Origin of the sequence: uncultured Bradyrhizobium sp., assembly GCF_947648125.1 — a bacterium.
Taxonomy (GTDB): Bacteria; Pseudomonadota; Alphaproteobacteria; order Rhizobiales; family Xanthobacteraceae; genus Bradyrhizobium.
Genome location: NZ_CANSMR010000001.1, coordinates 428,220 through 441,516 on the forward strand (window position 1 = coordinate 428,220; position 13,297 = coordinate 441,516).

The 13,297-nt window shown below is 63.3% G+C and carries 12 protein-coding genes and 1 pseudogene; 11 read left to right on the top strand and 2 right to left on the bottom strand.

Translation table 11 applies throughout. From position 1 onward, the window contains the following. Window positions 1-8: 8 nt before the first annotated feature. Window positions 9-1,301 (bottom strand): aromatic ring-hydroxylating dioxygenase subunit alpha, encoded by a 1,293-nt coding sequence (locus Q0030_RS02055; RefSeq protein WP_212310365.1) that lies wholly within the window; start codon window positions 1,299-1,301, stop codon window positions 9-11. Between the two features lie 14 nt (window positions 1,302-1,315). Beyond that, window positions 1,316-2,569, bottom strand: a complete 1,254-nt coding sequence (locus tag Q0030_RS02060) for an FAD-dependent oxidoreductase (RefSeq protein WP_298362708.1) — start codon at window positions 2,567-2,569, stop codon at window positions 1,316-1,318. Window positions 2,570-2,712: 143 nt separating this feature from the next. Between Q0030_RS02060 and Q0030_RS02065 the strand changes: the two genes are divergently transcribed. The 11 genes and pseudogenes from Q0030_RS02065 (at window position 2,713) to Q0030_RS02115 (ending at window position 13,176) form a co-directional block, all read left to right on the top strand. After that, window positions 2,713-3,744, top strand: a complete 1,032-nt coding sequence (locus tag Q0030_RS02065; RefSeq protein WP_298363222.1) for an amidohydrolase family protein — start codon at window positions 2,713-2,715, stop codon at window positions 3,742-3,744. Continuing rightward, window positions 3,737-4,219, top strand: a complete 483-nt coding sequence (locus tag Q0030_RS02070) for a hypothetical protein (protein ID WP_298362711.1) — start codon at window positions 3,737-3,739, stop codon at window positions 4,217-4,219. The genes Q0030_RS02065 and Q0030_RS02070 overlap by 8 nt, the downstream gene beginning before the upstream one ends. A gap of 5 nt (window positions 4,220-4,224) precedes the next feature. Then, window positions 4,225-5,739 carry an AMP-binding protein gene (locus tag Q0030_RS02075; protein ID WP_298362713.1) on the top strand — a complete coding sequence of 505 codons (1,515 nt, stop codon included), beginning with the start codon at window positions 4,225-4,227 and terminating at the stop codon, window positions 5,737-5,739. A 26-nt stretch (window positions 5,740-5,765) separates the two neighbouring features. After that, window positions 5,766-6,575, top strand: a complete 810-nt coding sequence (locus tag Q0030_RS02080; RefSeq protein ID WP_298362715.1) for an alpha/beta fold hydrolase — start codon at window positions 5,766-5,768, stop codon at window positions 6,573-6,575. A 29-nt stretch (window positions 6,576-6,604) separates the two neighbouring features. Beyond that, window positions 6,605-7,351 carry a fumarylacetoacetate hydrolase family protein gene (locus Q0030_RS02085; protein WP_298362718.1) on the top strand — a complete coding sequence of 249 codons (747 nt, stop codon included), beginning with the start codon at window positions 6,605-6,607 and terminating at the stop codon, window positions 7,349-7,351. A 77-nt stretch (window positions 7,352-7,428) separates the two neighbouring features. Beyond that, window positions 7,429-8,661 (top strand): ABC transporter substrate-binding protein, encoded by a 1,233-nt coding sequence (locus tag Q0030_RS02090; protein WP_298362721.1) that lies wholly within the window; start codon window positions 7,429-7,431, stop codon window positions 8,659-8,661. Window positions 8,662-9,317: 656 nt separating this feature from the next. Continuing rightward, window positions 9,318-9,671, top strand: coding sequence for a hypothetical protein (locus Q0030_RS02095; protein WP_298362724.1), 354 nt, complete (start codon window positions 9,318-9,320; stop codon window positions 9,669-9,671). Between the two features lie 3 nt (window positions 9,672-9,674). Next, window positions 9,675-9,938: pseudogene (locus Q0030_RS02100) on the top strand (helix-turn-helix domain-containing protein); the annotation flags it as partial. A 264-nt stretch (window positions 9,939-10,202) separates the two neighbouring features. Further along, window positions 10,203-11,453: an acetyl-CoA C-acetyltransferase gene (locus tag Q0030_RS02105; RefSeq protein WP_298362727.1), complete on the top strand. Its 1,251-nt coding sequence runs from the start codon at window positions 10,203-10,205 to the stop codon at window positions 11,451-11,453. A gap of 18 nt (window positions 11,454-11,471) precedes the next feature. After that, window positions 11,472-12,254 (top strand): SDR family NAD(P)-dependent oxidoreductase, encoded by a 783-nt coding sequence (locus Q0030_RS02110; protein WP_163156503.1) that lies wholly within the window; start codon window positions 11,472-11,474, stop codon window positions 12,252-12,254. Window positions 12,255-12,408: 154 nt separating this feature from the next. After that, window positions 12,409-13,176: a crotonase/enoyl-CoA hydratase family protein gene (locus Q0030_RS02115; RefSeq protein WP_298362731.1), complete on the top strand. Its 768-nt coding sequence runs from the start codon at window positions 12,409-12,411 to the stop codon at window positions 13,174-13,176. Window positions 13,177-13,297: the final 121 nt, after the last annotated feature.

The following is a 13,297-nucleotide window of genomic DNA, read 5'->3' on the forward strand; positions in this document are numbered from 1 at the left end:
TGTCCTCCTCAGGCCGCGACGCCTTTGATGCCGGATGCCGGGGCAGGGAACATCTGCTTGTTCCACTGCGTCCAGAATGCCCGCATCTGCAACTCGTCGTCGTGATGCGCCTTGTCCTTGCCCATTCCCTTCGAGATGTCGTTCCAGAGGGCTTCCTTGGAGTTCTCGAAGCCGCGCTGGCAATGTTCCAGCGCCTCGGCGTCGTCAGGTGTCGCGAAACCGCCAGGGCCCAAGAATTCCAGGAAGTTGTTGAGACGATACTTCCGCGCCCACGCCGATTCATCGTTTGGCGCAAGCGCCCAGGCGTTGATGACCATGTAGTCGGGGGCCACCGGGAAATAGGTGCGCACAGTCAGCGCCATGATGTCGTTGACGACAAGGTTCGGAAAAATGAACAAATTGCGGTTCTTGCGCGCGATCCGATCGGCGCGTTCCTGGCCGTGGCGCTTGACGAGGTTGTCGTAGAGTTGGTCGATCTCCGATTTGCCGGCTTCACCCCATCCGGGAATCCATTGCGCAACCGGGCGTCCCCATGGGGCGCCGTATTCGAGCACGGCGTGGCCGTTGCCGAGATCGTATCCGTAACCGCCACCGCCCATGCCGCCAGCAAGATTATCGGTCGAGCTCATCAGGATGTCGAAATACGTCGCATGGGTGGTTGCGGCATGATAGCCGTCGATACTGTTCTCGGTGAGCAGCTTCCAGTTCGCCCGGATCGAATATTCTTGGCTTCCGGCGACGATCGACATTCCCGCATCGGTCTGATCGCAGATGACGTCGAGGAATTCTTTGGCGCCGGCGAGATAGTCGACGAGCGGAACGATGTTGCTGTCGAACGAGATGAAGTTGAAGTCGCGATAGGTTTCGAACCGCGGCACCGGCTGCATGTTCGAGGTGTCGCGGCCTTTGAAGCCCTCGGGGTAGGAGGCTTCACCGGGCTGACTGCGCAGCTTGCCGTCTGCGCCGAACACCCAGCCGTGGTAGAAGCACTGGAACGACTTGGCGTTGCCCTTGCGCTCGCGGCACACCTGGGCGCCACGGTGTGGGCAAGTATTGAGCAGGGCGCGCAATTGGCCCTTGCTGTCCCGGGTAAACAAGACGCCGCGGCCGGCAACCTTGCGGGTGATGAAGTCACCCGGCTTCGGCAGTTCGGACGAATGCCCGAGGTAGAGCCACGAGCGGTCGAAGATCATTTCCTTTTCGGCCCTGAAGATCTCGGGGTCAACGAAGTTGCGTCGCGCCACCTTGAAAATGCGCTGTGCCGGATCGACGAGCAGTGCGGGCTGGTGTTGTGCGTTCATTGGGGTCCTCTTCCCTAGGCGGCGAGTGAGCGCTTCAGTTCGAATGCAGGATTTTCCAGGTCGCTTTTTCGAACGGGCTTGCGCGAGGCGACGAGGCGGCGCAGCACCGCCATGTCTCGCGCGGAATTGACGGTGATGCCGCCGATGACTTCGCCGTCACGGACGCTGATGCTGACGAAGCATCCAGCCGCAACGTCTCCCCTGACGATCTCGTCTCCGCCGGCCGGATTGCCGACCACCTGGATGTTGGCGTCGTACTGGTCGGACCAGAACCAGGGCGGGGCATCATAGGCGGTACTGACGCCAGCCATGGATTTTGCGGTGGCGATCGCCTGGTTCTGCGCGTTGGCCCAGTTCTCGACGCGCATCCAGCGGTCGTGACTTCGGCTCCACTGTTCGGCGACATCACCAGCGGCAAAAATGCCATCCGCGGCGGTTGCGCCGGTCGACGTGACGCGGACGCCGCGTTCGGCATCGAGGCCCAATTGACGCGCCAGCTCGGTGACTGGTTCGACGCCGACGCCGACCAAAGCAAGATCGGCCGGAATGAAGCGACCGTCGCCGAGCTCCAATCCGCGAGATGTCGCCTGCCTGACTGAGCCGCCACAAATGATCTCGGCGTCTCGCGACGCATGCAGTTGCTGAAGATATCGGCCAAGCGACGCGGAGCCGATTTGAGGCAGCAGCCGGTCGGCTTTCTCGACGATCGTGACGAGACAGCCGCGCCCGATCGCGGCCGACGCGACTTCGAGGCCGACGACCCCGCCGCCAATCAGCGCGACCCTGCGCCCGGGCTGCAACTCCTCGCGCAGCGCGAGCGCGTCGCCCATGCCGCGCAGGTAGCGGACCGGGAGTGGAGCATTGTCGAGTTCAATCAAGCGCCGGACGCGGGTCCCGGTCGTGAGCAGCAGGCAGTCGAATGCCAATTCCTGCCCGTTCGCAAGGCCGACGATGCGTTTCTGCCCATCGGCTGCCACCACGCGCGACGACGTGAGCAGTGCGACATCGAGTTCATTCCACTCCGGACTCTGCCGGATCAGTGTCGGATTAGGGTCCCGGTCGATCAAAATGGCTTTCGACAATTGCGGGCGTTCGTAGGGAAGGTGCTCTTCCTCGCCAACGAGGGTGATCGACCCGCGATGGCCGGCCGCGCGCAATGCCTCGGCGGCCCGGGCGCCTGCCTGTCCGGCGCCAACGATCACGATGCGCGCTTGCTGAGGGTTCAACGTCATTCGCTCCCTTGGCGCGGCTTTTCCGTGCTGCGCCATCACGACGCTCCGAGGCGTCTTGACAGCGACAATAAAAACAATCATTCCTGTTTGTAAAGTGAATTCTGCGGCGCGCGCGAGCGCAGGCAGCGTTCACGCAAAGAAGCTCGCAATAGAGCGACAGGGAGAGCGCATTGGGCACGGTGATTGATATTCACACGCATATTGTGCCTCCGCGGCTGGCCGCGGACCCGAGGCGGGACGTGCGCTGGCCAAGCGTCGATCATTCGATGGGGGATCAGGCCGCGGTGATGATCGCCGGCAAGGTATTCCGAAAGATCGATACGAGATCGTGGGATGTCGAGCGACGCCTTGCAGACATGGCCGAGGATGGCACCGACATGCAGGTGCTCTCGCCGATGCCCGAACTGTTGTCGCATTGGCTGCCCGCTGACGATGCGGAATACCTCGCGGAGGTCATGAACGACCAGATCGCGGCCATGATCGCGTACGCGCCACGCAACTTCGCCGGCATCGGGATGGTGTGCATGCAGGATGTGGCGCGCGCCGTCCGGCAGCTCGAGAAGGTCAGAGCGCTCGGCCTGGCTGGGATCGAGATCGGTACGCACATCGACGGTGTGGCGCTTGGCAGCGAGCGCCTGTTTCCGGTGTACGAAGCGGCTCAATCGCTCGGCCTCGGCATCTTTGTGCATCCGCTGCATCCGGCCGGCATGGATCGCGTGGGCGGCAGCCCAGAGTTCGCTGCGACGGCGGTGTTTCCGCTCGAAACGGCGCTCGCTGCCGTGTCACTGCTCGCGGCTGGCGTCCCCGAGATATTTCCGCGGCTACGGATCCTGCTCAGCCATGGCGGGGGAGCGCTGCCGTGGATTCTGCCGCGGATGGATTTTGGCTGGTCGCTCGGCGCGAAAGGCAAGATGACGCGGGCGCCTTCGAAGCTTGCCCGGCAATTCTGGTACGACAGCATCCTCTACGATCCGGTTTCATTGTCGTTCCTTGGCAATGCGGTGGGCGAGGGCCGCATCGTTGTCGGATCGGACTACCCCTTTGCGATACGACAGAAACAGCCGGGCGCGTTGGCAAAGCGCGCGCTGAGCAGTGATGCAGTGCTCGCGGAAAATTCCTTTGGCTTCCTCGGCCGGCGATACGACGTGGAGCCGCTCGGACTTGCAGTGGCGCAAGCGACGGGCGGACAGGCGAGGCCATCCCATGGCTGATTGCCGCTCACTGCCTCAGATGTGCCTGCTCGGTCCCATCCCGCCGCGAACGCCTGGCCGCAGCGATGCGCAGGTGCCTTCGGACGCGGCGAGGGGCACAAGCAAATACGGACGGATACCGTTCGTCTATTTCTACCAGAATGGCGATGGAGCGAATCCTGCATTCGGTTTGCTCGACATCGAGATTGCGGTCCAGCGTCGGGCTCCCGGCGTCTTCGAATGCGAGGTCTACGCGATCGGAGACGGCTATCAGAGCGGTCACGGTGCGAGCTTACCCGAGCCGCTCGCGATCGAATTCCGCGGTCGAGGTCATACGGTCGCCAGAGCTCAATGGTGGTACCCGGCCGTTCTCAGCGGTCACATGGACGCGCTGACATTTTCAACGCCGCTCGCGTTGACGGACGAGGAGTTCGGCTTGCTCGACAGCATTTTGCTGCCGCCGGCACGCGCCGAAGTGACGGTTTGTCTGGAATGAGCGCGATGCATGACAGCACAATCGTGATTGGGGAGCACCATGTTGCGCGCCAGACTTTGCTCGACCATGGCAGTCGTGCTGCCACTGTTCTTGAGGAGGTTGGTGTCCGCGAAGGCGACGCGATCGCGTTGCTGATCCGAAACGACCCCTGCTACTTCGAGATCCTGCATGCGGCCTCGTTGCTCGGGGCTTACGTGGTTCCACTGAATTGGCACAGCAAAGCCGACGAAATCGCCTACATTCTCGCCGACTGCACCCCGCGGGTCCTGATCGGGCATCGCGACCTGATCGCGGCGGTCGAACGCGTCGTTCCTGCCGAACTGCCGACATTCGTCATGGACGATCCAGCCGCGGGCACTCGGTCGCTGTCGGCCTCACCGCCTCACGCACAGGCGTGGCCCGAGTTCCGTGACAGGGGCGCACGGTGGAAACAGCCTGCGCGCGCGCCCCGGGGAACGATGATCTACACCTCAGGCACGACAGGACGTCCCAAGGGTGTTCGGCGTGCGCCGATGACGCCCGAGCAGATCGGGAAGAACGCGGCGCTGTTGCGCGAGATCTACGGCATCGAGGACGGCATGCGGGCATTTGTTTGCGGGCCGCTCTATCACGCATCGCCTGGCGCCTTCGCGCGACAGGCCTTCCAGCATGCCGACCTGACGGTGCTCCAGCAGAGCTTCGATCCCGAGGATCTGTTGCGTGTCATCGCCCAGCACCGGATCACGCATCTGACGATGGTGCCGACGATGTTTGTCCGGCTGCTGCGGCTCAGCAACGCGACGCGACGGAGCTACGACCTGTCGTCGATCCGATGGGTGACGCACACCGGCGCGGCCTGCCCGCCGGACGTGAAGCGGGGGATGATCGAGTGGTGGGGGCCGGTGATTCACGAGACCTATGGCGCGACCGAGACCGGTGCCGCCGTTGGCTGCAATGCGGAGGAATGGCTTGCTCATCCCGGTACGGTCGGCCGGCCGATGCTGGGGACTGAACTGCGGATCTATGACGAGGCCGGCGGCGAGGTTGCTCCCGGTGGTATCGGCGAGATCTACCTGCGGACCGAAGCCTATTCGGATTTCACCTATCACGGCCGTCCGGATCAGCGCGCGCAGGTCGATCGCGCCGGGCTCGTGACCTGCGGAGATGTCGGCTATCTCGACGGCGACGGTTTCCTCTACATCTGCGATCGCAAGCGGGACATGGTCATCTCGGGTGGGGTCAACATCTACCCGGCCGAGATCGAGAGCGTTCTGGTCAATTGTCCCGGTGTGCGGGACTGCGCGGTGTTCGGCGTCCCTGATGAGGAGTTCGGCGAAAGCCTGATCGCAGCGATCGAAGCCGAGCAGGACGCTACACCAGCGGTGGCCGACATTAAGGTATTCCTCGAGCAGCGTCTCGCGCGCTTCAAGGTGCCAAAGCGCTTCGTTTTCCACGACGCGCTGCCGCGCGAGGTGAGCGGCAAGATATTCAAGCGGAAATTGCGAGACGGCTACCTTCAATCCGGCGTCGCGCCGGTCTGAGCAACTTTACCAGTGGGAGATCGAGAGTGGACCTGAGTGATAAGTTTGTCGACGTCGCGGGGACCCGCACGCGTTACCACGATGTAGGACACGGAGAGCCGACGATCTTGATCCACGGCGGTGGCCCCGGCGCATCCGGCCTCAGCAACTACCGCAAGAATGTGGAGCCGCTCGCGGCCGGGCGCCGTGTTATCGTCGTCGACTTGCCCGGCTTCGGCGAAACCGAAGGCAAGTTGCAGGACGGACCGATCTTCGAGGCGATGGGCGAGTTCGTTCGCGCCTTCATGGATGCGATTGGCGTTCAGACGGCAAGCTTCGTCGGCAACTCGCTGGGCGGCGCGACTTCGCTCGCAGTCGCGCTGCGCGCCCCTGAACGGGTCAATCGTCTGGTTCTGATGGGAACGGGCGGCAGCCAGGCGATCTTTACGCCGATGCCGACGGAAGGCTTGCGTCGCATGGCGATGTTCCACGGCGGCGAGGGACCCTCGATGCAGAAGTTGAGGGGCGTCATCGAGCTCCTGGTATTCGATTCGAAATCGATCACGGACGCATTGCTCGAGGAACGATTGAAGGCCGCAATGCGCAAGGACGTCATCGACATCTTCAAGCGACCGCCGCTCGACATTTGGCGCGAGAATCTCGCCGGACTGAAGCACCGGACACTGATCGTCTGGGGACGTGACGATCGCGTCGTGCCACTCGATTCTGCCTTCATTCTACTCAAGACCATGCCGAACGCGCAGCTTCACGTCTATCCCAAATGCGGTCACTGGGCGCAGTGGGAAAAGGCCGACGAGTTCAACGCGCTGGTCGCCGACTTCCTGGACCGGCCATGAACGCGGTCGTTGACAGGCTCGCAACACGCTTGCAGCAGGCGGAATCGGCCCGGCAACCGATCGATCCGATTGCAGGCGAGATCGGCGAGGGCAACGTTGAGGCTGCCTACGCGGTCCAGTCCGAGGTGACCCGGCGGGGCATCGCAGGCGGGAGACGATTGGTTGGCCGCAAGATCGGCCTCACGTCGAAAGCCGTGCAGCAGCAGCTTGGCGTCGATCAGCCAGACTATGGCGCCCTGTTCGCGGACATGGAAGTCCCGACGGGAGAGGCGATCACGGCTGCGCGGCTGATCCAGCCCCGCGTTGAGGCCGAGATTGCGCTCGTCCTCGAGCGCGATCTCGCTGGCGAAGACCTCACGCTCGGCGAGCTGATGCGATCGACCGCTTATGCCGTGGCTGCGCTCGAAGTGGTCGATAGCCGGATACGGGATTGGAAGATCAGCATTCTCGATACCGTGGCAGACAATGGCTCGAGCGCGCGGTACGTGCTCGGCGCATCGCCGCGACGATTGACCGACGTGGATCTCGGGGCCTGCGGCATGACGATGACCCGCAACGGCGCGATCGCATCCATCGGCTGCGGCTCGGCTTGTCTCGGTCACCCGCTGCGTGCCGCACTCTGGCTGGCGCGAGCCATGGCGCGCGCTGGCCAACCGTTGCGGAGCGGGGACGTCGTACTGACGGGCGCCCTTGGCCCGGTGTCCCCGGTCGCGGTCGGCGAAGTCTACGAGGCGAGGATCTCCGGTTTCGGCCCCGTCAGCGTGACGTTCACGTAGCCGAGCCCGCGCAACAGATCATTGGAGCCGTTCAAGAGCTTCAAGATTACCAGCAATCGAAAAGGGAGGAGCTGAACATGGGATTGATTTCGAGAAGATCTGCGGTCGCGGGCCTGGGAGCCAGCGCGCTCGTATTGGGGAGCGGCTCGCGGGCGCGCGCCGCAGGAAATTATGGACCCGGTGTCACCGACACGGAGATCAAGCTTGGGACCACTGCACCTTACAGCGGACCGGCTTCCGGCTACGGCGTCTATGGACAGGCGCAAACCGCCTATTTCCAGATGATCAACGACAATGGTGGCATCAACGGTCGGAAGATCAACCTGATCTCGCTCGATAATGCATTCTCGCCGCCGAAAGCGGTCGAGCAAACCCGCAAGCTGGTCGAGTCGGAGGAAGTTTTTGCGATCGCGGGATTTCTCGGTACGGCAACCAATGCCGCCGTGCAGAAGTATCTCAATGCCAAGAAGGTGCCGAACCTGTTCCTGACGTCGGGCGCCGAGCGCTTCAATGACCCTAAGGAATTTCCCTGGATCGTACCGTTCTACCCGATCTACGTCGCGCAGGGAGCGGCGCTGGGCACATTCATCCTGAACCAGAAGCCGGATGCCAAGATCGCCCTCCAGTATGTGAACGACGATCTCGGTAAGGATTTCCTTCGCGGTCTCAAGAAAGGGCTCGGCGGCAACGTCAGCGCCGTCGTCAAGGAAGTCAGTCACGAGATCACTGAACCGACGATCGACAACCAGGTCGCCGATTGCAAGGGGGCGGGCGCCAACGTCTTTGTGCAGCTCACTTATTCCAAGTTCGCGGCGCAGGGTATCCGAAAGGTGGCCGCACTCGGCTGGAAGCCTCTCCATATCGTCAACTCGAACTGCAGCTCGGTTGGAGGTACGTTGGCGCCGGCCGGTCTCGACAATGCCAAAGGGCTGGTCTCGGCCTGGTGGGAGGTCATAGCGACCGATCCGCACCAGCGGGACAAACCTCGTGTCAAGGCCTATGTCGAGTTCATGAAGAAATACATGCCGTCAGTCAGCATCGACGACAACACGGCAACTCCGGGCTACAACAACGCCCACATGATCGAGCAGGTCCTGAGGCGATGCGGTAACGAACTGACGCGGGAAAATCTGCTGAAGCATGCGACCTCGCTCAGCAACGAGCAGCCGCCGCTCTTCCTGGACGGCATCAAGGTCAGTAATTCGGCGACAGACTATCGCGCCATACATAATCTCCAAATCACCCAATTTGACGGCACCAACTGGATGCCGATCGGAGACATGGTCGATCTTGACGGCATTGCATCTTAAGCCCGGACGGCATTTCGGGGCGGCGAGAACCTCACCGGAGGATTTCGCTAACGCTTTTCAGTCGGCGGGCAGCTGGTCGCCAATCAGAGACTCGCTGACGCCGTCAAATGTGGCGATCCGCAGAGTTCTAACGGTGCGTAGTCACCGGGTCTCAAACGATCGAAATTCCTCGGCCACGGCCAAAGTGTACATGGTGCCTTCCGACGGTGCCGGTTCTATGGAACGGTCGCTTCGCCTGCCGAGCCGACAAAGAAAATTCATTCTCGGAGCGATCGCCGATCAGCGATCGCATTTCGAGATCTGAGTGGTGCTTGCGGAGCGAGAGCAGCGTGAGCGCGTGCCATACCGAACGACGAAAGCTGATGTGCAACTAAGAAACCGCTTACCCCATCGCTGCGTCTCGGCGCTTGCGGGTGGGTTCTCGTGTCGCGCATTTCGTTCGATCACCATCCAGCACCGGTCTGCAGTTCGTGACGACGGATCGGCAGCTGCTGCTCCGACAACCGGACCGAGCGGCTTGAGCGATGCGTGAGGTGCGACCCGGGCGCGGGGCGCCCTGCGGCGAGGACGGTTGACAGGGCGGGGCGCCCACTTTAATCACCTGACTAATTAATCAATTAATTAAGGCCTGAAACCCTAGGGAAAGAATCCGCCTGATGCCGGCCGGCCGTCGCTATCCGAAGCTGCTTACCCCGCGCGGTCGCGGCTTCGCCGGGCTGGACGACCAGGCGGCCGTCGGCGTCATGCAGACCGGCCTCGAACAGGCCGGGAACGGCTTTGTCCAGCACGCCGCATTCGCTGCCGAGCGGGCATGGCACGGCGTCGGCTCGATCCTTACGGGCAGCGACACGGCGTGCGCCGATTGCTGCCGTCAGATCCCGCATGCAGGTCCGTTCACGCGCGCGCCGCTCGGCGTTGCGCGCTCGACAGCGATGTCGCGGATCGGCGCGGCCTGCCCGAAACAGGGCGGGCTTCATTCACCCGTACGACAAATGAGGAGTGAGGCGTAAACGATGGGACGTCGATCTGAGGTACTGATGGCGCAAGACACCGCCGGCACGGACAACCGGCGCGTGATACAAGTGGTATCGCGCGCATTCGACATCGTGCGTTGCTTCGAAGGTCGAAGCATACGCCTGGGCAATCGCGACATCGCCGATCGCTGCGGTCTTCCCCGATCGACGGTCTCCCGTCTCACCTTGACCCTCACCCAGATCGGCCAGTTGATCTACCTGCCGCAAGAGCAGAAATATGCTCTCGGTCCGCACGCCGCCGCGCCCGGCGTCCCGTTGTTCGCGGAGGGCTGCGACAAGCCGGTCTGCGCCGACGAGCGGGACCGCGCAACGGCGCAGCCGTCCATGCTGATCAACTCGCGCTTCGAGTATTTCGAAGATCAGCGCAAGCCGGTTGCCGCGCCGCTTTCGGTCACGCCGCACCGCTGACGCCTCGGCTCGCTCCGGGGTGGAAGACGCAGCGAAAGCGGTCGAGACCAATCGGCACGAGCTCACAGTCAAAGAAACATCCAAAGCAAAGGGAAACGCATGTCTGAAGCATACATCATTGACGCGGTCCGCACGCCGCGCGGCATCGGCAAGCCGGGCAAGGGTGCGCTGTCGCATCTGCATCCGCAGCAATTGGCAGCAACTGTGCTCGGCGCGCTCAAGGAGCGCAACAAGCTCGATACATCGACCGTCGATGACATCATCTGGTCGACCTCGACCCAGGAAGGTAAGCAGGGCGGCGATCTCGGACGCATGTCGGCGCTCGCCGCCGGCTACGACATCAACGCCAGCGGCACGACGCTGGATCGTTTCTGCGGCGGCGGCATCACGACGGTGAACCTCGCGGCAGCTTCGGTGATGTCGGGAATGGAGGATTGCGTCATCGCCGGCGGCACCGAGATGATGAGCTATCAGCAGACCCTCGCAGCCGAGCGCTCCAAGGCTGGGCAGCCGGCGCGGATGATGGGTTCGGGCAATCCGGCGCTTGACGAGATTCACCCGCAGTCGCACCAGGGCGTGTGCGGCGACGCCATCGCGACGCGTGAGGGGATCAGCCGGGAGGCCTGCGATGCCCTGGCGCTGGTCAGTCAGCAGCGCGCCAAGCGGGCGATCGATGAAGGCCGCTTCGCCAAGTCGGTGATCCCCGTGCTCAACGACGACGGCAGCGTCGCCCTCAATCGTGAGGAATTCCCGCGCCCCGAGACCACGGCCGAAGGCCTTGCCTCGCTGAAGCCGAGCTTCGAGCAACTTGCCGATTTCGACCTCGGCAACGGCACGACGTTCAAGAAGCAGATCCAGCGCCGTTACCCCGGCCTCGAGTGGAAGGGCGTGCATCATGCCGGTAACAGCTCGGGCGTGGTGGACGGCGCCGCCGCGGTGCTGATCACGTCGAAGCAATATGCCGAAAAGCACGGGCTCAAGCCGCGCGGCCGCATCGTGGCCTATGCCAATCAGGGTGATGATCCAACGCTGATGCTCAACGCGCCGGTTCCGGCGGCCAAGAAGGTTCTCGCCAAGGCCGGCCTGACCAAGAACGATATCGACGTCTGGGAGATCAACGAGGCCTTCGCGGTCGTCGCCGAGAAGTTCATCCGCGACCTCGAGCTCGATCGCGAGAAGGTCAACATCAACGGCGGCTCGATCGCGCTCGGCCACCCGATCGGCGCGACCGGATCGATCTTGATCGGCACGGCGCTCGACGAACTCGAGCGCAGCGGCGGACGTTATGGCTTGGTCACCATGTGTGCCGCCGGCGGCATGGCGCCGGCCATCATCATCGAACGCCTCTGATCGCGAAAGGATATCGCCATGAAACTCGATTCATCGGTCGCCGCCGTCGTCACCGGCGGTGCTTCCGGCCTCGGCGCAGCCACCTCGCGGGCGCTTGCTGCGCAAGGCGTCAAGGTCGCGATCTTCGACTTCAACGAAGAGAAGGGCGAAGCCATCGCCAAGGAAATCGGCGGCGTGTTCTGCAAGGTCGACGTCACCTCCGACGAACTGGTCGATGCGGGCTTCGCCAAGGCCCGCGCGGCACACGGCCAGGAGCGCATCCTGGTGAACTGCGCAGGCACCGGCAACGCGGTGAAGACCGCCGGCCGGGACAAGAAGACCGGCGAACCCACGCACTTCCCGATCGACGCCTTCAACCGCATTATCCAGATCAACCTCGTTGGCACCTTCCGCTGCATCGCCAAGTCGGCGCAGGGCATGCTGTCGCTGTCCCCGCTGGAGCACGGCGAGCGCGGCGCGGTGGTCAACACGGCGTCGGTCGCGGCCGAAGACGGCCAGATGGGGCAGGCGGCCTATTCGGCCTCGAAGGCCGGCGTCGTCGGCATGACCCTGCCGATCGCGCGCGACCTGATGGCCGAAGGCATCCGCGTCAACACCATCCTGCCGGGCATCTTCAACACGCCGCTGCTGCAGGGCGCCCCGGAGAACGTCAAGGCCGCGCTCAGCGCCTCGGTGCCGTTCCCGAAGCGTCTCGGCATGCCGGAGGAATATGCGCAGCTGGCGCTGACCATGATCACCAACGGCTACTTCAACGGTGAAGACGTTCGCCTCGATGGCGCCATCCGCATGGCCCCGCGCTAAGCATGATCCGGAAAAGTGCGAAGCGGTTTTCCCTCGCGACAAACGCGGAACGCGTTTGCGCGGAGATCATGCTCAAACAATGAACTAAAGCGCGATGATGATTCAATCTCATCGCGCTTTAAAAGATCGCGCACGGCAACAGGAGACGAATGCGATGTCCGAAGAAACGCCGGTCCTCACTGAAGTCCGCGGACCCATACTGATCATCACGCTGAACCGGCCGGAAGCCAAGAATGCGGCCAACCTCGCGCTCTCCAAGGGCGTGGCCGCGGCGATCGACCGGCTCGACGCCGACGATGCTCTCAGCGTCGGCATCATCACCGGCGCCGGCGGCACGTTCTGCTCGGGCATGGACCTCAAGGGGTTCCTGAAGGGCGAACGGCCCTCGATCACCGGCCGTGGCTTCGCCGGCCTCACCGAGGCGCCGCCGAAGAAGCCGCTGATCGCGGCGGTGGACGGCTACGCGCTCGCCGGCGGAATGGAAATCGCGCTGTCGTGCGACATGATCGTCGCCAACCGCAATGCCAAGTTCGGAATCCCCGAGGTGAAGCGCGGGCTGGCTGCTGCGGCCGGCGGGCTGATCCGCATGCCGCGCCAGATGCCGTTCCGCGTGGCGATGGAGTTCGCATTGACCGGCGAGTTCTTCGGAGCACAGCGCGCCTACGAACTCGGCATCATCAATCGCGTGACCGATGGCCCGGCCCTCGACGCCGCGCTCGAGCTTGCCGCCGCGATCGGCGCCAACGGCCCGCTCGCCGTCAAGGCATCCAAGCAAGTGATCGTGGAATCCCGGCTCTGGCCGGAAGACCAGATGTGGAAGAAGCAGCAGGAGATCGTCGGTCCCGTCTTCGTGTCCGAAGATGCCCGCGAGGGTGCGGCTGCCTTTGCAGAAAAGCGCGCGCCGAACTGGAAGGGCAAGTAAGGCGTCGCCTGTTTCGACAACGGAGCGCCGGTTTTGATTGAAGCAGAACCGGCGCTCCGATTTTTTTTGTGAGTGCCGCGCGGCACGCCGGCCGGTTTCCGCGCCGCTTGAGAGCGCTATT